The 21,658-nt window shown below is 53.7% G+C and carries 21 protein-coding genes; 8 read left to right on the forward strand and 13 right to left on the reverse strand.

What is annotated here, in order from left to right:
- Window positions 1–5: 5 nt before the first annotated feature.
- Together sufB and sufA are read right to left on the reverse strand one after the other, a co-directional pair.
- On the reverse strand, window positions 6–1,496 hold the full coding sequence (gene sufB, locus SK54_RS14370) for a Fe-S cluster assembly protein SufB (protein ID WP_003857739.1): 1,491 nt from the start codon (window positions 1,494–1,496) through the stop codon (window positions 6–8).
- An 8-nt stretch (window positions 1,497–1,504) separates the two neighbouring features.
- Window positions 1,505–1,873, reverse strand: coding sequence for a Fe-S cluster assembly scaffold SufA (sufA, locus tag SK54_RS14375; RefSeq protein ID WP_003857741.1), 369 nt, complete (start codon window positions 1,871–1,873; stop codon window positions 1,505–1,507).
- 633 nt (window positions 1,874–2,506) lie between these two features.
- Here sufA and SK54_RS14380 point away from each other — a divergent pair.
- The gene (locus tag SK54_RS14380; RefSeq protein WP_023303543.1) at window positions 2,507–2,959 is read left to right on the forward strand and encodes a DUF3828 domain-containing protein; all 453 of its coding nucleotides are present in this window, start codon (window positions 2,507–2,509) and stop codon (window positions 2,957–2,959) included.
- Window positions 2,960–3,068: 109 nt separating this feature from the next.
- Here the strand turns inward: SK54_RS14380 and SK54_RS14385 are convergent, their stop codons facing one another.
- Window positions 3,069–3,797, reverse strand: a complete 729-nt coding sequence (locus SK54_RS14385; RefSeq protein ID WP_017384631.1) for a MerR family transcriptional regulator — start codon at window positions 3,795–3,797, stop codon at window positions 3,069–3,071.
- Window positions 3,798–3,985: 188 nt separating this feature from the next.
- The gene (locus tag SK54_RS14390) at window positions 3,986–5,206 is read right to left on the reverse strand and encodes a diguanylate phosphodiesterase (protein ID WP_015570710.1); all 1,221 of its coding nucleotides are present in this window, start codon (window positions 5,204–5,206) and stop codon (window positions 3,986–3,988) included.
- Window positions 5,207–5,545: 339 nt separating this feature from the next.
- On the opposite strand from SK54_RS14390, the gene ycgZ reads away from it, so the two are divergent.
- The 4 genes from ycgZ (at window position 5,546) to fdhF (ending at window position 8,757) form a co-directional block, all read left to right on the forward strand.
- A complete protein-coding gene (ycgZ, locus tag SK54_RS14395) occupies window positions 5,546–5,785 on the forward strand; it encodes a regulatory protein YcgZ (protein WP_017384632.1) in 240 nt (79 codons plus the stop codon).
- Window positions 5,786–5,789: 4 nt separating this feature from the next.
- Window positions 5,790–6,110, forward strand: coding sequence for a hypothetical protein (locus SK54_RS22045; protein ID WP_032648090.1), 321 nt, complete (start codon window positions 5,790–5,792; stop codon window positions 6,108–6,110).
- A gap of 29 nt (window positions 6,111–6,139) precedes the next feature.
- Entirely contained in the window at window positions 6,140–6,418 is a 279-nt protein-coding gene (locus SK54_RS14400) for a biofilm/acid-resistance regulator YmgB/AriR (RefSeq protein WP_003857748.1), read from the forward strand.
- Between the two features lie 188 nt (window positions 6,419–6,606).
- Window positions 6,607–8,757 carry a formate dehydrogenase subunit alpha gene (gene fdhF / locus SK54_RS14405; protein WP_032648089.1) on the forward strand — a complete coding sequence of 717 codons (2,151 nt, stop codon included), beginning with the start codon at window positions 6,607–6,609 and terminating at the stop codon, window positions 8,755–8,757.
- 49 nt (window positions 8,758–8,806) lie between these two features.
- On the opposite strand, the gene SK54_RS14410 is transcribed toward fdhF, so the two are convergent.
- From SK54_RS14410 to SK54_RS14435, 6 genes are read right to left on the reverse strand one after another with little or no spacing between them, the layout of a single operon-like run.
- Window positions 8,807–9,460 carry a helix-turn-helix transcriptional regulator gene (locus tag SK54_RS14410; RefSeq protein ID WP_032103715.1) on the reverse strand — a complete coding sequence of 218 codons (654 nt, stop codon included), beginning with the start codon at window positions 9,458–9,460 and terminating at the stop codon, window positions 8,807–8,809.
- A 41-nt stretch (window positions 9,461–9,501) separates the two neighbouring features.
- Entirely contained in the window at window positions 9,502–10,014 is a 513-nt protein-coding gene (locus SK54_RS14415) for a fimbrial protein (RefSeq protein ID WP_026094315.1), read from the reverse strand.
- Window positions 10,015–10,025: 11 nt separating this feature from the next.
- The gene (locus SK54_RS14420) at window positions 10,026–10,973 is read right to left on the reverse strand and encodes a fimbrial protein (protein ID WP_023296361.1); all 948 of its coding nucleotides are present in this window, start codon (window positions 10,971–10,973) and stop codon (window positions 10,026–10,028) included.
- A gap of 1 nt (window position 10,974) precedes the next feature.
- Window positions 10,975–13,518 (reverse strand): fimbria/pilus outer membrane usher protein, encoded by a 2,544-nt coding sequence (locus tag SK54_RS14425; protein ID WP_048247500.1) that lies wholly within the window; start codon window positions 13,516–13,518, stop codon window positions 10,975–10,977.
- A gap of 27 nt (window positions 13,519–13,545) precedes the next feature.
- On the reverse strand, window positions 13,546–14,223 hold the full coding sequence (locus tag SK54_RS14430) for a fimbrial biogenesis chaperone (protein ID WP_015570716.1): 678 nt from the start codon (window positions 14,221–14,223) through the stop codon (window positions 13,546–13,548).
- A gap of 56 nt (window positions 14,224–14,279) precedes the next feature.
- Window positions 14,280–14,810 carry a fimbrial protein gene (locus SK54_RS14435; protein ID WP_015570717.1) on the reverse strand — a complete coding sequence of 177 codons (531 nt, stop codon included), beginning with the start codon at window positions 14,808–14,810 and terminating at the stop codon, window positions 14,280–14,282.
- Between the two features lie 354 nt (window positions 14,811–15,164).
- Here SK54_RS14435 and SK54_RS14440 point away from each other — a divergent pair, with 354 nt between their 5' ends.
- Window positions 15,165–15,824, forward strand: a complete 660-nt coding sequence (locus SK54_RS14440; RefSeq protein WP_015570718.1) for a winged helix-turn-helix transcriptional regulator — start codon at window positions 15,165–15,167, stop codon at window positions 15,822–15,824.
- Window positions 15,825–15,901: 77 nt separating this feature from the next.
- Window positions 15,902–16,531: a helix-turn-helix domain-containing protein gene (locus tag SK54_RS14445; protein ID WP_015570719.1), complete on the forward strand. Its 630-nt coding sequence runs from the start codon at window positions 15,902–15,904 to the stop codon at window positions 16,529–16,531.
- Between the two features lie 46 nt (window positions 16,532–16,577).
- Here the strand turns inward: SK54_RS14445 and SK54_RS14450 are convergent, their stop codons facing one another.
- The 3 genes from SK54_RS14450 to SK54_RS22375 form a co-directional block, all read right to left on the reverse strand.
- The gene (locus SK54_RS14450; RefSeq protein ID WP_003857766.1) at window positions 16,578–16,772 is read right to left on the reverse strand and encodes a YdiH family protein; all 195 of its coding nucleotides are present in this window, start codon (window positions 16,770–16,772) and stop codon (window positions 16,578–16,580) included.
- Window positions 16,773–16,857: 85 nt separating this feature from the next.
- The gene (gene menI, locus SK54_RS14455) at window positions 16,858–17,268 is read right to left on the reverse strand and encodes a 1,4-dihydroxy-2-naphthoyl-CoA hydrolase (protein WP_015570720.1); all 411 of its coding nucleotides are present in this window, start codon (window positions 17,266–17,268) and stop codon (window positions 16,858–16,860) included.
- The gene (locus SK54_RS22375; protein WP_048247502.1) at window positions 17,265–20,321 is read right to left on the reverse strand and encodes a D-2-hydroxyglutarate dehydrogenase YdiJ; all 3,057 of its coding nucleotides are present in this window, start codon (window positions 20,319–20,321) and stop codon (window positions 17,265–17,267) included. The genes menI and SK54_RS22375 overlap by 4 nt, the downstream gene beginning before the upstream one ends.
- Window positions 20,322–20,520: 199 nt before the next feature.
- Here SK54_RS22375 and ydiK point away from each other — a divergent pair, with 199 nt between their 5' ends.
- Window positions 20,521–21,636, forward strand: a complete 1,116-nt coding sequence (gene ydiK, locus SK54_RS14465) for an AI-2E family transporter YdiK (protein ID WP_015570721.1) — start codon at window positions 20,521–20,523, stop codon at window positions 21,634–21,636.
- Window positions 21,637–21,658: the final 22 nt, after the last annotated feature.

Genomic DNA, 21,658 nt, shown 5'->3' on the forward strand with positions numbered 1-21,658 from the left:
TTTCCTTAACCGACGCTGTGTTCAAGACTAATGGCGAGGAGTTTCTGGGCTTCAACGGCAAATTCCAGCGGCAGTTCAGAGAACACGTCCTTACAGAAGCCGTTAACGATCATTGAAATCGCATCTTCTTCACTGATCCCGCGTTGCAGGCAGTAGAAAAGCTGATCTTCACCAATACGTGACGTAGTTGCCTCATGCTCAAGCTGGGCGCTGTTATTGCGGCATTCGACATACGGGAAGGTATGCGCCCCGCAGTCCGCGCCAATCAGCATGGAGTCACACTGGGTGAAGTTACGCGCGTTGGTAGCCGTCGGCATGATTTTCACCAGCCCGCGATAGCTGTTCTGGCTGTGACCGGCAGAGATCCCTTTGGAGATGATGGTCGATTTGGTGTTTTTACCGATGTGGATCATCTTGGTGCCGGTATCGGCCTGCTGATGACCGCTGGTCAGCGCCACGGAGTAAAACTCACCGATGGAGTTGTCGCCGCGCAGAATACAGCTCGGGTATTTCCAGGTAATGGCGGAGCCGGTTTCTGACTGCGTCCAGGACATTTTGCTGTTTTCGCCTTCGCACAGCGCACGCTTGGTGACGAAGTTCAGAATACCACCGGTGTTGCCGTCGCCCGGGAACCAGTTCTGTACCGTAGAGTACTTCACTTCCGCATCTTTATGGATGATCACCTCCACCACTGCCGCGTGCAGCTGGTAGCTGTCGCGCACCGGCGCCGAACAGCCTTCGATATAGCTGACGTAGCTGCCTTCATCGGCCACCAGGATGGTGCGTTCAAACTGGCCGGTTTTTTCCGCATTGATGCGGAAATAGGTCGAGAGCTCCATCGGGCAGCGCACGCCTTTCGGCACGTAGATAAAGGTACCGTCTGACGCCACCGCCGCATTCAGTGCCGCGAAGAAGTTATCGTTACTCGGCACCACGGTACCAATGTACTTTTTCACCAGCTCCGGGTGATCGTGAATGGCTTCACCAAAGGAACAGAAAATGATCCCCTGCTCCGCCAGTTTTTCACGGTAGGTGGTTGCCACCGAGACGGAGTCAAATATGGCGTCTACCGCCACCTCTTTGCCTTCGCGCACGGGCACGCCGAGCTGATTAAACGCCTCTTCCACCTCTTTACTCAGGAAGCTGTTCTCCGCGCCGGTTTGCTGAACCGCGCCGGGTTGCGAGGCACAGGTATCATCACAGCTGCCGCAGGAGGGCGCGGAGTAGTAGCTATAATCCTGATAGTTCAGCTTATCGTAATGCGCTTTCAGCCAGTGGGGTTCTTCCATCTCCAGCCACGCGCGGAATGCGCTCAGGCGAAACTCCAGCATCCACTCCGGCTCGTTACGTTTCGCCGAAATGGCGCGCACGACCTCTTCGTTGATGCCTTTCGCCAGCTCATCGGTTTGCAGCTGCGTAAAGAAACCCTCTTTATAGTTGAGGTGTCCGCCGCTCCAGGTGTTTACATCACTCGTTGCTTCAGTATTACGAGACATAGTACCGCCTATACCCCAAAGCTTTCGCCGCAGCCGCATTCGTTCTGGGCTTTCGGGTTATGAAATTTGAATAACTGGTTTAAACCTTCCCGAACGTAGTCGACTTCGGTTCCATCGATAAACGGCATCGCCTGTAGCGCGACGTATAACTTTGCACCGTCGGTTTCAAAGACCAGATCGTCTTTTTCAGGTTCGGTTACGGTATCCAGCACGTAGCCAAATCCCGCGCAGCCAGTCTGCTTAACGCCTAAGCGTACGCCGAGGATGTCGGGATTTTTTGCCACCAGCTCATGAATATGCGCCGCCGCCGCGGGCGTCAGCGTTAAGCCACGCCAGGCAAAATCGGCCGGATTGAAGGTTTCTGAATGCAGTTCCATAGGTCCACCTCATCTGATAAGCCACCAGGGCATAACACCATGTTAGTGATAACGATTATCACTTCAACCCCCTGCGAGCAGGGGCTTTGGGCTAAACCGCCCTTTTTGGCTACTTTCATTAAGCATAGACCCTGTGACGGGATGCGGATGGGATGGTTAGATTTGTTCAATGTATTGATAAATAATGCATTTCATAAGAAAGGCGGTAAGGTGACGGGCAATGATAAAAATTGTATTGGAAATACCTATTTTTAAGATAGCTAAAGTACGCGCAGGCACCATATACATTTTTTACGTATGCCTCCCCCTTAAGCCAGGTTCTTTTTAATCCTTTTTTGCCTTACCTGGGCGCGCATAAAGACGTTTGATGGATAAGTTAACCATTATTTATCAGTCTGATAGTGGTTAAATTCCGATCATGATTAATTACATAAACTCATCCCTTTTCGACGTAATGTTTCCCTTGTTAACCATTTATTCAATAAGGGATTAAATTATGTGGAGTACCTATAAAGCCGCAGCTCATGCTCGCCAGCATGCAGGTCAGTATAGCCAGAAAAGATGTGCAGAATTTTCTTTAATAGCAATACCGGCAAGTAAAGACAGCATATGCAATTTACAGGCATGACTGACATGAAAAAAATAATTCTGGCGATCCTGCTTCTGCCCACTCTCGCATCCGCTGCACAGAAGTTCCCCCCTGAGGTATCCGCTGCCCTTCAGTTTAATAAGTGGTACATCTCGCAAATTATTATCGGGAAAGAGCCCCTGAAAAACTATGAAGCGCTGAGGCCATATGTAACCCGCGAAACTATCAGCAAACTCAAAGCCATGGATAAGCTGGATTCAGATGAATATGACGTGCCTGACGTCGATATGTTCATCAAGGCTCAGGGATATGAAGATGACTGGGGCATCGTCAGTGCGCGGGCGCTGGATTACGATGCCGCCTGTATGCAGGTTTATATCTCATTCGGCAAAAAGCGGGATCACACCGTGATTGACTGCATGGTCAAGGAAGATGGCGTGTGGAAAGTTGAATCCGTGGCCAGTATGAATATTTCAGACAACCTGATGATGGAATAAACCGACGATATGACAGGGGTACTGATGCTATGCATCTTCGCGGATACCCCTGTCGTATCGCCAGAAGGCAAAATCCCGCACTGGCGGTTTACCGTTGGCCCCCTTAACATCAGTGATGGAACGAAACGGCGAAACCCTGTTCACGCCAATGGTCGAGCTGCTCCTGTTGACGAGGCGTAGGCGCTTTACCGGTCCAGACGAAGATTTTTTGCCCGGGGAAGAGTTCAGGACGTGGAGAATCAATCGGCTCAGCCAGCACGTCGATATGCCAGCCTTTGTAGGCAAGACGGGCCGCTTCCAGCCACAAATGCGTACGGTCGTCGCACTCCCACCCAATCAGCAGCGCATCCTTACCTGCTTTTTTTCGCGACTCACCCAGGCTTGCAACGGCAAACTCAATCAGGACACCGTCCAGCAGGCTCGCCATGTGGCGCACCGTATTCTGGTCCTGGTTCATTCGCTGCCGCACAGGGGTGATGATGTTATCTATCAGAACATCCATCGCATGGTCACGGCGGAACTCGCCGATTTTGGCGCGCAGTTTTGCCGGATTGGCATAGCGCAGAACGGTTAACATCTCTTCCTGAAAAGATGCCCAGTTCCCCTGAGTCATTACTTCTGTATTTTCAAGAAGCGCTTTTACTTTACCGACCGAAACACCCGTTTTCATCAGGCGTTTGATCTCTTCGATACGCAGGATATCTTCATCGTCAAACTGACGATGACCCCCTTCGCTTCGCTGCGGCTTCAACAATCCATAACGGCGCTGCCAGGCACGCAGCGTAACGGGGTTGATACCGCATCGTTCGGCCACTTCGCCGATACTGTAATAGGCCATTAACTCCCTCACGCACAATACTTCCATACCTAACCAAACCAACCTTATCAGATTGTACAAATCATTTGTATAACTAACTCCTCGTTCTGAGACAAGTGAATGGCTCAACGAACCACTCACTCGTTAATGTATTGTTGTATAAATTTAGCCGTACGTACAGGTCACTTTTAAGAGTTACGTACAGGTTTTTATAAATCGTACTTTTTCTCGGGCCAGGCAATCGCCGGTATGCCCCCCAGGCGCGGGCTGGCGAAAAGGTGCCCCTGGAACTGAGAAATCCCGGCTGATTCCAGCCACATCCACTCTTCAGCCAGCTCTACGCCTACCGCACAGAACAGAATTTCCAGGGACGCGCAGCATTTAATAATTGACTGAATGATCGCCTGACGCGGGCCGCTCTTGTGCACGTTGGCAATCAAATCACGGTTGATCTTGATTCTGTCCGGCTGAAACTGGGCCAGCAGTTGCAGACCGGCGAATCCCGCGCCAAAGTGATCGATGGCCACGCTGATCCCGGCGCTTTTAAGCTGTCTGACCGCGCTGGTGAACTCTTCGAAGCGCGAGATCGCCTCGCTCTCGGTGAACTCGACCACAATTTGCTCCGGCACAAAACCGTTCGCCTCAATTGCCGTCAGTAAAAAATCGACGGCGCCAGGAACATTGACCAGCGTCATCGGCAGCAGATTAATGGACAACGTTTGAGTCTGTAGGCCCAGCGCGCTGGCCATCGACAAAGCCACCTGTTTACTCTTCAGATCCGATTCGTACAGCGCCTCACGCGAGAGGTTGGCAAAATAGCTTTCCGGAGACTCACCGGACGGCGTGCGGATCAGGGCTTCCCAGGAAACTACCTGCTGCATAAACGGATCGACGATAGGTTGAAATGCGAAACTACAGTCCGCGCCCTTTGCCACTACTGTCGGCTGGGAGGATAACGGCGTATTTTCGGTGACAAACTCCCAGGCGTCAGCCGGAGGCAGCTCAAAGTAGTTGGCTTTTTCAGTGGCTTCAACGAAGGTGCGGAAAAATTGCAGGGCGCGATCGTTATAGGTCAGCTGATAGCGCGTTGTGCCTTTATCGAGTACCTGTTGCAGCACTTCGTCGGTATCGTACTGACGAAGGTCAAAGAGCTCCATACCCACGTTGCCAAAACGTCTTGAAGGCCCGTGATCGCTTAACAATTCGACCACGTTGTGATGCCGTGGGTCACGGCAGATGAGCTCATAGATCTCCTTAACGTTATCAGCGGGCCCTTCAAGTAACTGAAAAAAGTGTGTGCCGTTAAACAGCAAAATCCCCGTCACATCGAACTGGCGATTTCGACAATTTGCAGCAGCGACCATGTCTTCCAGCGCTTTCACTGGAACGTCCTCGCAGATGTGACTGCGGTAAATGATGGTTGTGAGCATGCTAATCCTGAAGATTGAGGGGGTGACCACGAAAACACGTGGGGAAAACTCTGTTATAGCACATTAATTGCCCAACAAATAATTTACATCTCAACGATTTACACGGCTTTTTTGCGTCATTTACGGGCTTGTACAACTCTGCGACGCCGCTTCGGATTGTACAATATATCTTGTGAATCCCGCAGTAAATCGTATAAGAATAAGCATATGATAAGTAATGATTTTATAAAAAATATTATAAAATATTTAAAAAATTGTACATTTTAAATGTACAGATTTGAAAATTATGTATACCTTAAATGTAACGTTACTGATTACGAAAATTTACAGGAGCGAAACATGCAGCAGAACGGACACCTCGCAGACTCGGCAACAGCGATTGCGCAGTATTTCGAAAAAGCCGCGCTTCCAACCCAACAGGAAACATTGGGTCAGGTTGTTGTTGAAATCCTTAGCGACGGGCGAAATCTGAATCGCAAATCGCTCTGCACAAAACTGTTGAGTCGCCTTGAAAAGGCCAATGGCCCGGAAGAGGAACATCATTATCACATGCTTCTTGGCCTGCTCTTCGAACGTTAATGTCATGAACAGCAGTGATGCGGACAGACTGATCGACAAGCTTATTGGAGAAGCCGCTCTTTCACTTTTGAAGGAGCGCGGTCCCGTGACGACCGAGGGATTGGTTCAGCGTCTGCGTAACATGCAAGCATATGAAACGGATCCCCAGCGGCGGGAGACATTAGCGCGAGTGATAGCTGAAATCAGCTCTGGCACGGTCGCTTTTAAAGGTCGCAGAACCGCACAAGGACGAATACAGAGAGAGGGATCTCTCAAAAATAACCGAGACAATGTAGTGCCGTTATTTGGAAATGGAAAACCGTCCGATCCTAAAAAGATACATTGACTACAACTTTACAGCTACGGTGAGAACAAATGAGACAAAATATTCAGCTTCAACCCGAATACCACTCCGCCTTTTTAGATAGCGCGTTGTCGGAGTATTTCCGTCACGCAGGCGATCGCTTTGCTGAAGAGTCTGCCATTTTTTCGACTGCGGTTCGTTGTGTTCTCGCTTCCGAAGGTCATTTGACCAACAAAGCGATCATTCTCTGGCTAATCCAGACGCTGGAATCCACCGACGATGTCGTTAAGGCGGATGTGATCCGCAAGACGCTGGAAATTGTCGTCGGTTACACCATGGACGATCTTTAACGCCTCCCCCATCCCTACGGATAGCGTGTCATCGTCAATTCTGACGAACAGACTGACGATGACACACCCTCTCTCCTCTAACGCCCTGTTAATCAAGAACGCTGAATGTGGCATGGATCCTGCTTAGTCCGCTAAGGGACTGGGCTTTCCAGTAAACATTGCTTCATTTCTTAACAGGTCTGTTATTGATGAAAAAAATCGCCAGCGTCTGCCCCTACTGCGGTGCAGGCTGCAAACTAAACCTCGTCGTAAAAAATAACCGCATTATCCGTGCCGAAGCCGCTGATGGCGTAACCAATCAGGGCACGCTTTGCCTGAAAGGTTTCTACGGCTGGGACTTTCTTAACGACACACGGCTGCTTACCCCCCGTCTGACGCAGCCCATGATCCGCTACAGCAAAGGCGAGGCCTTTACCCCTGTTACCTGGGAAGAGGCCATTCGTTATACCGCTCACAGGCTTAAAAGCATCAAAGAACAGTATGGCCCTCGGTCCATTATGACCACGGGTTCCTCACGGGGAACGGGCAATGAGACCAACTATGTGATGCAAAAATTTGCCCGTGCGGTGCTGAATACTAACAACGTCGACTGCTGCGCCCGCGTCTGTCACGGTCCGTCCGTTGCCGGTTTACAGGAGACCCTCGGCAACGGCGCCATGAGCAATTCCATTAACGATATTGAAAACTCAAAATGCCTGCTGGTATTCGGCTATAACTGCGCCGACTCTCACCCCATCGTCGCCCGACGCGTGCTTAAAGCACGTGAAAATGGCGCTAAAATCATCGTCTGCGATCCGCGTCATATTGAAACGGCACGCATTGCCGATCTTCATCTTCAGCTAAAAAATGGCAGTAACATGGCGCTGGTCAATGCCTTTGGCTATGTCCTGCTGGAAGAGGAACTGTACGACAAAAACTACGTTGCCCGCTTTACAGAAGGGCTTGAGGCGTACCGGCTGACGGTAAAAGATTACGCCCCCGAGCAGGTTGAACATCTGACGGGGATCCGCGCGCGGGATGTTCGTCAGGCAATGCGCATGTTCGCAGCGGCGCCTTCAGCAACGGTGATGTGGGGAATGGGCGTCACGCAGTTTGGTCAGGCGGTCGATGTGGTGAAAGGTCTCTCCAGCCTGGCGCTGCTGACCGGCAACCTGGGCCGCCCTGCCGTCGGCGTGGGTCCGGTTCGCGGGCAAAATAACGTTCAGGGTGCCTGCGATATGGGCGTTCTGCCCAATATGTTCCCCGGCTACCAGGACGTCACTGACCCGGCGGTCAGACTGAAATTTGCCGATGCGTGGAAAATCAATGTCAACCGGATGGACGATCGCGTCGGGACGCGTATCACCGAAGTGCCGCATCTCGCGCTGGAAGGAAAGATCAAAGCGTATTACATCATGGGGGAAGATCCGCTTCAGACAGAAGCCGATCTGGGTCTAGTCCGCCGCGGCTTTGAGGCGCTCGATTTTGTGGTGGTTCAGGACATCTTTATGACCAAAACGGCAGAGGTGGCTGACGTGCTGCTCCCTGCCACCTCATGGGGAGAGCACGCCGGCGTGTTCACCTGTGCCGATCGCGGCTTCCAGCGTTTCGGCAAAGCCGTTGAGGCCAGCGGCAACGTGAAGCGCGACTGGGAGATTATCAGCCTGCTGGCCACGGAGATGGGCTATCCCATGCATTACGAGGATAACCAGCAGATCTGGGACGAAATGCGCGAGCTGTGCCCCCTCTTCTACGGCGTGACCTACGAAAAAATGGGCGAGATGGGCCATGTGCAGTGGCCTTGCCCATCCCTCGATCATCCCGGCACCCCCTACCTGTACAAGGATAATCAGTTCGACACCCCTACTGGCAAAGGACAGCTATTTGCCGCCCCCTGGCGCGCCCCGGCGGAGACACCGGATGCGGATTACCCGCTGGTACTGTGCACGGTGCGCGAAGTGGGTCACTACTCCTGTCGCTCAATGACCGGGAACTGCGCGGCGCTGCAAAGCCTGGCCGACGAGCCGGGCCGGGTGCAAATGAACCCGGCGGATGCGGATGAACGGGGGATTGCCGAAGGCCAGCTGGTCTGGGTGCGTTCACGCCGGGGTAAAGTGATCACCCGCGCCAGCATCAGCGAGCGCATCAATGCGGGAGCAATCTATATGACCTACCAGTGGTGGATTGGCGCCTGTAATGAGCTGACGCAGGATAATCTCGACCCGATCTCCAGAACGCCGGAAACGAAGTATTGCGCCGTGCAGCTGGAGGCGATCGAGGACCAGCGCTGGGCGGAGGATTTTGCGGCTTCCGCATACCAGACCATGAAGACGCGGTTGATCGCTGCGGTTAATGTTTAAATGCATTGCCGGGTAGCTATCGCTGCCCGGCCCGCTATCCGCTGCCGTTTTAGGCTATTTGTTGTGCATAATTATTTTCCAGGTAATCGCGAAGCAGGTTCGGACGGCTCTTTTTCTCCATCAGCCTTCTCAACAGTACGATCAGCTCGTAATCGCTTCGCAGATTAAATTTCTGCATCATCATATATTTATGGGTAAAGACCGTTTTTTCGCTCATCTTCAACGCGTTCGCGGTCTGCACCACCGACAGCCCCCGGTAAAAATTGACCATAATACGAATCTGTTGCCGGGATAACCCTTTATGCTGGCAGTCGAAACAGGTCTTTTTATTCAACGTGTAACCTGGTAATTGCGTCCTGAACCACGCGATAAACAGAACGCCGCTAATACGATCAAGCGACGCCCGGCGCGGAAGAAAAATAATGTCCTGAAAGCAGGAAGGCAGCGCCGAAAAACGCAGCTCATCGTCGACGAGACCTATCACAATTCCTTTTTGCCGGGCCAGTAACTCCGGAAAACAGGTCAGCGTTTCCCCCTGACATAATGAAAGAACAATAATATCGGCCTGGCTGACGTTTTCATTGGTCAGCGCCAGGTGAAATGTGATGGAGCGATGAAAGTTATGCTTAAAAAAATCGTCGAAAAAGCTCTGTAGCCCAGCCTGAAAAAACAGATCCGTTTCCTGAATCAGAATATTTAACATAGTTCACACCAACGTCTTTAAAAAAGGCTTATCACCGGCATTTAGTTGTACTGCATCGTCATTACCACAACCGCGCTGATGCTTCCCGGCGTGGCGCCTCCCGGCATGGATTTTACCGAGGCCAGCATAGCCAATGTCGCGGTTCTGTCCGCGGCAATGGTCTGGGTCATACTGGTGCCTGTTCCTTTAAGCGCGCCGGTTTGGGCATCGCGCATGGCTATCGCCACGTGCGTGGCCGAACCGCTGTTCATGAAATAGTCCGCTCCCGCCTCGGGATCGGGGCTGCCGGTGAAAGCGACGGTCACACTCTGCGTTCCCGTTGGGCACTGGGTAAACAGCAGACTGAAAGGCACCGGATCCGATGTTGAGCCCGGCGTCGCCATATTGGTTGCCTGAATATTGCCCAGGTTGACATCGAGGCTGTTACTGCCGCCATTAAATATGCACGGCGACGCAACGATATTTCCCGTCACACCGATGTTGACGCTATCAGCGGAGCATACCTTCCCGCTGAGTAAGGCAAGTAAAAGCAGTGTCCTGCATCTTATTTTCATCTTCTTACCTGCTACTGGTAGGTCAAATTAAGGGTGGCGGAGGCATTCGCTGAACCTGACTCCACGCGGGTTAACGTCTGGTAATACCGGGCCGTTAATGGCAACGTCTCTTGCCCCCCGGCAGACTGCCGCAAGAATAGTCGGCTGTTCATCACCAGCGGTGCACCGTTATAGATAAGCTGCACCCCCACCCCTTTCGCAGTGCCGGCATTTCCCTGCCCGGTTAAGGCCATCACGCTGGTATTGGCGCTGTCCGGGTTCTGTATTCCACTGAGCGAGACCGTAATATTGGTTCCGGCGGCGCAGGTCAGGCCCAGGTTTTGCGTGTTCTGTGCTCCCGCTGGCGTGGTGCCCACCGTGGAGCCGAACGCCGAGGCGGGAATATCCCCTATCGGAAACGTCAGCTGGGCCGTATTCACCGTGCACGCCAGCGCATTGATGGTGCCGGAGGTGAGCTGCGTGGTCAGACCGTCACGGTAGAGGCCATCGCTTCCCTGAAGCGTCACGACACCGATCGTCCCGGGGGTTAATGCCCCCGATGAGACCGGCCCCGTCACCACCAGCTCAATCCTCCCGCCGTACCAGTCCACATAGGAGGTCTGCGCATTGTACGAGAACGTATTGCTCGGGTTTTCAAAATAGCCGTTGGAAGAAAAGCGTATCCCTATCCCGCTGACGTTCGTGTTGTAAACATGGTTGCCGTAGCTGCTCAACGTGGCGCCGTTGTAGCGCAGGCTGAATCCCAGCATCAGCGGATTAGTACACCCGGTAAGATAGGAGCCTGTGGCTGACGCCGCGCCAGAAAATACCACCGTGCCGACAGGCGCATCGCGCTGCACGTTGATCGTCCCCACGGACAGGGTGGAAAGCTGCGGGGTGATGGTGGTGCAGGTACCGGCACGAGCCATATTTGCCGCCGCGAGCAAACAGAGCAGCAGCATCGCGTTAAGACATTTCATGTTAGCGTTCCTGACGGCAGGTGGCGCGCATATCAGCGATCCCACCGTACGTTGAGTGATTCGGCAGCGTGAAATCAGCGCGGCATTGCTGACTGGATTGACTTCCCCATGTAGCGACTAACGTTCCCTGCTCGCGCATCCCGGTTAAATAGACCTGACCGCGATCGCCGACAATAAAACTGCCGCTGTCATCACCCACAAGGGTGACCACCGCCCCAAACGGAACGGCGCGGTCGTTGTCGGTCAAGGTCATCAGCACCCGGCGACCTGACTTCGGCAGATAATCGGCTCTCACCACCGCTCCCCGCGTCGGCGTCACCGTGCGAGTGTTGATCTCCAGCTCGACATCGTCCGGCATCGTTTCCGGGTCGAGGGTGAGATCGTTTTTCCGGTAGACAGAAAGGTTGCTCACGACCGTATATCCGCGAAAATCTGTCCGTACACCGGGCTGATTGCGGATATCCACGTCGTGGGCGCCAGGGGCTTTGATTAAGACGCTGGTCTCCCCCAGCGGCTGGGAAAGCGTGATGCCATCAGCATGGGCGAGAATGCCGCCTTGCAGCCCGTAATTCAGGCGTTCACTGTTTTTGTCATAACCATAACCTGCCGTGACTTCGCCATAGGTGCCTTTGTAGTCCGCGTTAACATTGCCGGTATAGCCCACACCCTCTGTTCCGTATCCCTGCTGTACGTTCCAGCTCAGGGCACGGTTCTCGAGCGCTACCCCGTTCAGGCCGACGTTATGCGTCGTCCCGTTATTCCCGCTGGCGTTCATGCCATAGTTAGCCCATGTCTGCGGCAAAAATTTATCCAGCGGAATGCTGACGTTGAACGCCAGAAGCTGGTCATGGTCAGCGTTTTTTTGGCTGTCGCGGGTTTCTGACGCTGAGCGGACATTTTTGCTGTAAGTCCATGTCAGGCCATAGCTGATGTTGTGCCAGTAGTTGCTATAGCCGACGCTCCACGAAGCCATCGACTTACCGTCATTCCAGTAATCTTCCCGCGCCGCACTGAGGGTAAGCGCGCCCAGGTTGTCCCCCAGCGTCTGGCTCATCGTCAGCTCGGCACGATTACGTCGCCTGTCATGAAGCGCGCTGCTGTCGCCGTAAGAATCGAGGACGTCCTGCATCCCGTAATAGCCGCGGGTCGAGTAGCGATACCCGGCAATCGAAAAGTTGGTCCCGGTATTGATAAAATTCTTGCTGTATCGGGCCCGCCACGACTGACCGTTTGTTTTCGCGGCATGCTCCGGCGTTGACCAGCCCTGAGTGACGTCTGCGGATACAGCCCCGAGATCGCCCATATTCTTGCCCACCCCCAGAGCCGCCGACTGGTACTTATCTGCCCCCTGGACGCCGCCATAGAGCGTAATACCGTGAGGGAGGCCGTAAATTCCGGTCAATTGCCCGAAGGGGGTTTTCTCCACGCTACGGTTATACGAGCGATACTGCCCGGCGGTAAGGGCATATTTCAGGCGCCCCTCCCGTTGCAGGACCGGCAGCGAAGCGTACGGCAGGGTGAAATGTTGCTCACTACCATCAGCTTCGACGATCGTGACATCAAGGTCTCCCGCGCCGCCGGTGGGATACATATCCGCGATCTCAAACGCGCCCGGCGCCACATAGCTTTGGTAGATTTGATAGCCATTCTGACGCACCACGACCTGCGCGTTAGTTCGCGCAATACCGCGCACCACCGGCGCATAGCCTTTCAGGGAATCCGGCAGCATATCGTCGTCGGACGCCAGCTGGACGCCGCGAAACGGCATGCTGTCAAAGACATCGGCAGGCGCGGAACTGTCTCCGAGCGTAAGCTGGGCTTGCAGGGGAATAATCGCGCGCTGCATCAAGGTATAGACGTTGTCCCACTTATCCTGGCCGGACGCATCGCGGGACCAGGTGGTGTAGTTGCGTAACCGCCAGGGACCGACGTTGATCCCCGGCCGCAGGTTTGCATACTGGCTGTCGCTGCGGGTGCCTGCCCCGCTTCTTGCCCGGCTGTTTGCCCCGCTCAGGCTGTAGTTGAGCATGGCCGCGGTAATGCCTTCATCCCACATATCCGGCGGAACGTAACCTCTCGCTGGCAGGTCTATAGCCGCCTGTGGAATGCTAATCGCCAGACGCTGGGCGCCAAACTGAAAATCCGCGCTGGCCTGTGGGATCGCCCTGAGATCGGCGCATTCACTTTCCCCGGCGGCGAGCTGCGGGAAAAGCGCCGTTTTCACGCCCCACGCTTTTAACTGCCCGATACTCAGGCACGGCTGCAACGTTTCACTGCCGTTAGCATCCTTCACTGCCATAAAACGAATATCCCGCGTTTCCAGCAGCCGATCGTCAAGAATAATATCAACGTGGTATGTCCCGGGCGCCTGCGAGCCGGATTCAAAGGCAGATAAATCCGCTTTTCCCATTCCGGGATTATCCAGCTCTACCAGTTCCGTATTAAACGTCTCACTGGCATACAGTATGGGAGAGACACCAGCAAGCGCGAGGGCAATAAATATTGCCAGGCGCGCAGGCTGCATTGTATTCAATGCCGTTGTCATGACGAACACCTGATTAACGCGTAAGGATCACAAACTGGCCCGGTGTAATTCACCAGGGCTGCCATAATCGTTAATGACTTTAAACGTCAGCGTATTGCCACTGGTTCCGTTCGGTAACGGAAAACGGGCTGTGCCTGAAGGCATCACGTACGTGACATCGTCAAGTTTCTTATTACCCAACGTAATTTCATTGAAATTGATAACGTACGGCGTAGGGTTATTAACCTGAAGGGTATTTCCCGCACGACGCCAGGTTAATTTATTGGCTTGCTCCTCGGGGGTAGACGCACGAAGAGTCTCTGGTCGATAAATTAATTTGATGCGCGTTTTGACGGCAATTTGCAGCGAGTTCATCTGCTTTGAGGCTGAAGGAATAGCTTTAATGTTCAGCCAGAATAAACTCTCCCGCCCCTGAGGCAATGAGCCGGTCATGACAATACGCTCAAGGTTCTTTTGCCCGCCGTCCAGCCGATACAGTGGTGGCGTAATAATAAAAGGCGCTTTACCCGATTGTTCATCCTGAACATCTATCCACGACTGGATTAAATAAGGAACATTATCAGGATTAGTAATACCTATTGACGCCTCTTTTTTAGTCCCATCAAAAATAATACGGGTGCCGCCAATAATTACTCCTGCACTGACGGATGTTAATGTCAGCGGTAACAGCGCCATAGCCAGGCCCATTGTCGTGATAAAACGCATTTTAATACCTCATAAAACAAGGGGCCGGGCGGCCCCCTGCTGATTACTGCAATGACTTAGTTGTATACCACTGAGAAGTTTGCGACCGAGTTAGCCGGGCCCGCGGTCACGGATGCCGCGGTGGAGATATACTGCGCGTAGAAGTTCAGCGTATTATCAGCCGTACTGCTGAGCGGGTAAATATAGCTGTTGCTGCCGTGCAGCGGCAGATCGGCTTTATCTGCCGTCATCAGGTTAATCGCCACCCCGGTGGCCGCCCCCGCCACGGACGTATCAATCGCCAGCAGGCTGGCGTTGGTTAGATCCGGCGTGCCGTCAAAACGGACTTTTGCATTGGTGACCGTTACCGGACAGTTTTTCAAAATAATATTGAATTGCGTCGCAGCCGTTCTCGCCCCGGTTGTCGGGAATTCCGTTTTATAATAATCGCCTAATACCACCACCTGATTCTGGGATGCCACATCAACGTCGCAGGCAGAATCCAGAATATTCCCGTTAAAATTAACGGTACCGGCCGCTGCGAATGCATTGGTCATGGTGAGTACAGAACCTGCCGCTAACATTGCCATCATCAATTTTGTATTCATAATTTTATATCCCGTATTACTTTATTTATTACCGACATTCAGTTGCAGAAACAAAAGACCTTCCGACGAGTCAAAATTTATACAACTCTTTTTCCGCATACAATCAATTTTGAGGTCTAGCTGTAGACCCTCTTTTAACAATTACAAAACATATTCACTCGGAAACACCTTAAGAATAATGGCCAAAGTCTACTTTTAGACCTGAATAAAAAAGGTTTCAATTTCAATTAATTAAGACTCAAAAAAAAGCGAGTCTATAATTAGACTCGCCGCAAACATTCCCTGATCTGCTGGTTTTTAAGATAATTCTTTATGCCGATCAAAAAATGATCGCATCAGTCAGTGAGGTTTCACATGAATACCCGTTTCGCGCCTGAGTCAGATATTGATAAGTCAACAGTGCTCGGCGCTAAGCCTTTTAAGCACATTGAAAAAATAATCGATAATGTTTTGCCGCATGCGGAGAGAAGCATTATTGCCAGAGGAGAAATTATCCATTATTGCTCCGGCGATACCCGTCAATGCTTTTTACTGTTGCATGGCAGCGTGGCGTTGCACCGTCGCGGGGACGGTATCGTCTTAAATTCTGAATCCGCGCCATTTATACTCGGCGTGAGCAGCCAGTTATCGTCTGAACACCTGTACGTCAGAGCGCTGGAAACTTCAGAGGTGGCCAGCGTTTCGCTGGCGTGTTTCAATCATGTTGTCGCACAACAGAATTTATGGGAGCACTTCTCAAACCTGCTGATCTACACCGCATCGCGCGTCTACGAACATTGTGCCCAGATATCGCAAATGTCGGCTTATGACATTATCCGCTTTCAACTGGTTGAGTTGATGCAGGAGCCGGAAGCCATAAGACAAAACATTACCGCCGCGGCCTATATCAAAAGCCGCACCTATCTTTCACGCAGCGGCATTATGCGGATCCTCGCGGAGTTGCGGACGGGGAAATACATCACCATGGAGCGTGGCGTACTAGTTGAGATCCATCACTTACCCCGTAAGTACTGAGGCTGTATTTATCTCTGGAGAAGGTGGAAAAGAAGAGCGACACTATAGAGAGTACAGTCTCTTTCCAGGTTAACGCTATGTCTTCTGACAAACCATCGCATCGCGGCTCTCCCTATGCTCAGGAACTGATTTCTCATTTACAGCCGCACTGCGCCACGCATAAAACCGATCCCGGCGAGCAACTTGATCTCCAGGTTGAAGGGCAGAGCATGTGTTATTTAATTCTTGATGGCACGGTCGCCATATACAGAAGAAGCGACGACATGATGCTTTCAACGGCGCGCAGTCCCGCCCTGTTTGGCCTCGCTAACCTGACGGACATTTATTTTAATGACTACCTCCGAACGGTAACGCCTTGCCTGATTGGTGTGCTCACGACCGATCGGGTGGCTGAAATTATCAAAGAGAAGGCGCTGTGGGGGCTGCTTTCTAATCATCTGATGTTTGTCTATAACCGCCTCTATCACAACGTCATGCCGAAAGGCGCGCCAACCGCGTACGAGATGATTCGCCAGCAGCTCGTGCTGCTGATGCAGGAAGATGACAGCTACCGACGCAGCGTGACGGCGGAAAGGTATATCAGGGATAAAACCCATCTTTCCCGCAGTGGCGTAATGCGGATCCTGGCTGATCTGAAAACGGGTGGGTTCATCGAAATGGAAGAAGGCCGGCTGATTAAAATTAACAAACTGCCTGCCAGATACTGAATGTCAGACACAAAAAAGGCCGCGCTTGCGGCCTTTTCTTCACTGCTTAATGGACGTGAACGCCCAACCGCCAGGCAAAGTAGATCTCTTCTTTCAGTTCGTTTGAAGAGAGCGCCAGCAAATCCGTAAATTCCAGCTCAAGCTGTTTCAGCTTTTTCAGGTACTGCGCGGGAGAGAGATTGCTTTTATCGCGACGTAAATATTCAATTGCCAGCTGTGTTGGGGTTATTTCAGTATCCATGATGTCCTCGCTTATGTTCAAAACGTGACCAGTATATCACAATCAGGCGGCTAATTTTTGACCAAAAACAAGACATCCGGAAACTTTACACAACGGCCGTCGTCAGCCTGGATGAACAACACAGGCGATCCTGCTCGTCCAGAATATCAATCTGCCACACCTGATGACGGCTTCCGGCATGCAGCGCCCGGCAGACGCCGCGCACGCGCCCGCTGCGAACGGAGCGGATGTGGTTGGCATTGACCTCCAGACCCACCACCTTCTGCTCTCCTTCCGTACACAGGTAGCCCGCCACCGACCCCAGTGTTTCGGCCAGCACGACGGACGCGCCGCCGTGCAACAGGCCAAACGGTTGATGAGTACGGCTGTCTACCGGCATCGTCGCTTCCAGTTCGTTGTCGCCAATGCGCGTGAACTGGATATCCAGCAAACCGACCATGTTCTCCGCGCCCATGGCATTTAAGGCCTCCAGCGTGACCGCACGTTTCCAGATCATCCGATAATCTCCAGTAAAGCCTGCAATGGATGGCGGACGCCGTTACCTTCCACCCGTTTCACCTGGCTGCGGCAGGAGTAGCCCGTCGCCAGACAGCGGTTGCGTGGCAGGCGCTGCATCGCCTGATGCCATGACAGCTCGTAAATGCCGAGCGAATTAGCGTGGTTTTTGACTTCATGTCCGTAGGTTCCGGCCATACCGCAGCAGCCCACGTTAACGCTTTCCAGCTTCGCGCCAAACCGGGCAAAGATAGAAGCCCACTGGGCAGGCGCCGTCGGCAGCGCCGTCACTTCGGTGCAGTGCCCAAACAGATACCAGGCTTCTCCACTCACCTCCTGAGTGGGCGTTTGCGTCAGCACCGCAGGCAGCCACTCGTGCACCAGTAAGACCTGAAAATCACCGCGCTTATCGCCGAGCGTCTGCTTATATTCATCCCGGTAACAGAGCACCAGCGCCGGATCGACGCCCACCATCGGCATACCGAGCTGCGCCACGCGATTCAGAAAATCTGAAGTTTTCTGCGCGGTTTTCGCAAAGCGGGTGAGGAAACCTTTTATGTGCTGCGCCTTGCCGTTCGGGGAGAACGGCAGCACCACCGGCTGGTAGCCGATTTTCTCGGCCAGTCGGACAAAATCGGCCACCACCTGGGCATCGTAATAGCTGGTAAACGGATCCTGCACTACCAGCACCACCTTCGCTTTCTGCTCAGGGCTTAATGCTTCCAGTTGTTCCAGGGTCATGTTCGCCGAGCGGTGCCCCACCAGCCGACGCTGGAGTGATGGCACCGACAGCAGCGGCAGGTCCACCATGCCGATATGTTTTTCTGACAGTTTGCGCACCAGCGGCTGGTTGATAAAGAAGTTAAAGGTTTTTGGCGCACGGGCCATCAGCGGCGCGTAACTCTCCACCGTCGCCACCAGATGATCGCGCATCGGGCGCAGATAACGCGTGTGGTACAGCTGGAGGAAGCGGGAACGGAATTCCGGTACGTCAATTTTAATCGGGCACTGGGTTGAACACGCCTTGCACGCCAGGCAGCCGGACATCGCCTCTTTCACCTCATGCGAGAAATCGTATTCACCTTTGTTCGCATGCCAGCTGTTGCGGGTGCGTTCGATAAGCCCGCGCAGGCTGGCGCGTTTTTCCGGCAGCTCCTGTTCCAGCTTGAGCGGGTCAACGCCGCGGTCGGCCAGCAGGCGCAGCCATTCGCGCACCAGCGTGGCACGCCCTTTCGGGGAATGAATGCGGTTGCTGGTGATTTTCATCGACGGACACATCGGGCTTTTCACATCGAAGTTGAAGCACAGCCCGTTGCCGTTGCACTCCATCGCGCCGCGCCAGGAAGCGCGTACCGCAATCGGAATTTGTCGGTCATAGGTACCGCGCTTGACGGCGTCCACCTGCAACATCGGCGCATCGATGCCCTCCGGCGGGCAGATTTTTCCCGGGTTGAGGCGGTTATCGGGATCAAAAGCGGCTTTCACCTTACGCAGCTCGGCGTAAAGTTGTTCGCCAAAAAACGCCGGGCTGTACTCGGCGCGGAATCCTTTGCCGTGCTCGCCCCATAACAAGCCGCCGTATTTGGCCGTGAGGGCCACGACCTCGTCGGAGATCTCCTTCATCAGGATCTCCTGCTGCGGGTCGCACATGTCCAGCGCCGGGCGCACGTGCAGCACACCCGCGTCCACGTGCCCGAACATGCCATAGCTCAGACCATGGCTGTCGAGCAGCGCGCGAAACTCCACAATATAATCAGCAAGGTGCTCCGGCGGCACGCAGGTATCTTCCGCAAACGGAATCGGCTTCGCCGCCCCTTTCGCGTTGCCGAGCAGCCCCACCGCTTTTTTACGCATCGCGTAGATTCGCTCGATGCCGGAGAGATCGTTACACAGCTGCCAGCCAATGACGCCGCCTTCCCCCTGGGCAATCAGCTCGTCCAGACGCTGGCAGAGCGTGCTTACCTGGCTCTCAATCAGCTCTGCGTCATCCCCGGCGAACTCGACGATGTTCAGGCCGAGCATCTCTTTATCCGGCACGTCAGTAATCAGTTCGCTCACCGAATGCCAGACGATATCTTCCCGGGCCAGGTTCAGAACTTTTGAATCGACGGTTTCCACCGACAGCGCCCGCGCCTCCACCATAAACGGTGCATTACGCAGCGCAGAGTCAAAGGAGTTGTATTTGACATTCACCAGACGGCGCACCTTTGGCAACCGGGTGATATCCAGACGCGCTTCGGTGATGAAGGCCAGCGTCCCTTCTGACCCGGTCAGTACGCGGGTAAGATCGAACTGGCTCAGATCGTCATTAAAGACATGGCGCAGATCGTAGCCCGTCAGGAAGCGGTTAAGCTTCGGGAATTTGTTGAGGATCAGTTCGCGATTTTCGCGGCAGCGCTCCAGCACGGTACGATAAATCCGTCCGCTGGTGGTGCTCTCTTTTGCCAGCGTTTCGGCCAGCTCGATCGGCATCGGTTGGGTATCGAGGATATCGCCCCCCAGCAGCACCGCCCGCACACCCATAACGTGATCGGAGGTTTTGCCGTAGACCAGCGAGCCCTGCCCCGAGGCATCGGTGTTGATCATCCCGCCAATGGTCGCGCGGTTACTGGTGGAAAGCTCTGGCGCAAAAAAATAGCCGTAAGGTTTCAAAAACTGATTCAGCTGATCTTTGATCACCCCCGCTTCCACTCGCACCCACCCCTCTTCCGGGTTGATCTCAATGATGCGGTTCATATAGCGGGACATATCAATGATGATGCCCTGGTTCAGCGCCTGCCCGTTGGTACCCGTCCCGCCGCCGCGTGGGGTAAAGACCAGGGAGTTGAAACGCTCCTGCGACGCCAGACGGGCGATGAGCGCCACATCGGCGGTAGAGCGCGGGAAAACGACGGCATCGGGAAGAAGCTGGTAAATACTGTTATCGGTCGCCATCGTCAGCCTGTCGGCATAATCGGTGGCGGTGTCACCTGTAAAACCCTGTTGCTCCAGTGCCTGCAAAAAATTAAGCACCAGCTGAACGACGCCCGGTGCCTGAGAAATCTGTGGGATCATTGCTGTCGACCCTAATGAGAATAGTGTGAAATCGTTTGCGTTGTGTCTGGAAAGTTTTATCACATTTTTTTCTTATGTGCTTCGTAGAATTACGGGCAAAATCCGCCTGTCAAAAATCGCTGAAATCACTAATGATTAGAGAGATGCGGTTTATATTCCCATCAGCCTTGCTGGTGTTCATTTAAGGAAAGTTTCGTTTATGGTCAATCTTCGTCAGCCCAGGGATGTCGCGCAGATACTGCTGTCGGTGCTGTTCTTAGCCATTATGATTATTGCGTGTCTGTGGATTGTTCGTCCTTTCGTGCTCGGATTTGCCTGGGCCGCGACCGTCGTCGTCGCAACCTGGCCTTTACTCTTACGTTTGCAGAAACTGCTGTTTGGTCGCCGCGGCCTGGCCGTGCTGGTGATGACGCTGCTGTTGTTCCTGCTGTTTATTATTCCCATTGCACTGCTGGTTAACAGCCTGGTTGACAGTAGCGGCCCGGTTATTCGCGCGGTCACCAGCGGTGATATGACGCTGCCGGATCTCGCGTGGCTGAACAGTATTCCTGTTGTGGGCGCAAAACTGTACAGCGGCTGGCACAGCCTGCTGGAGATGGGCGGTAGCGCCCTGATGGCCAAAGTGCGTCCGTACATCGGCACAACCACCACCTGGTTTGTGGGGCAGGCTGCGCACATTGGTCGCTTCATGATGCACTGTACGTTGATGCTGGTCTTCAGCGCCCTGCTGTACTGGCGCGGCGAGCAGGTTGCGCTGGGGGTGCGTCATTTCGCCACCCGACTGGCAGGTAAACGCGGCGATGCGGCCGTGCTGCTGGCAGCCCAGGCCGTCCGCGCGGTGGCGCTCGGCGTGGTGGTCACAGCGCTGGTGCAGGCTGTACTTGGCGGAATCGGGCTGGCGATTTCCGGCGTACCTTATGCCACCATTTTCACCGTCGTCATGCTGATGACCTGTCTGGCTCAGCTCGGTCCGCTGCTGGTGCTGGTTCCCTGCATTATCTGGCTTTACTGGACGGGGGACACGACCTGGGGCACGGTGCTACTGGTCTGGAGTTGCGTGGTGGGCACCATGGATAACGTGATCCGTCCCCTCCTCATCCGCATGGGCGCTGACCTGCCGCTGATTCTGATCCTGTCCGGGGTGATCGGGGGGTTAATTGCCTTCGGCATGATTGGCCTGTTCATCGGTCCGGTGCTGCTTGCGGTAACCTGGCGTCTCTTCTCCGCCTGGGTGCATGAAGTGCCGCCGCCGGGAACCGACCCTGACGTCATCTTAAGCGAACTTGAAGAACTGGAAGATAAGAACGCGCAGTAAGAACGTAGGCCGGGTGGCGCTA

The sequence above is a fragment of the Enterobacter sp. MGH120 genome (assembly GCF_001037725.1).
GTDB lineage: Bacteria > Pseudomonadota > Gammaproteobacteria > Enterobacterales > Enterobacteriaceae > Enterobacter > Enterobacter hormaechei_C.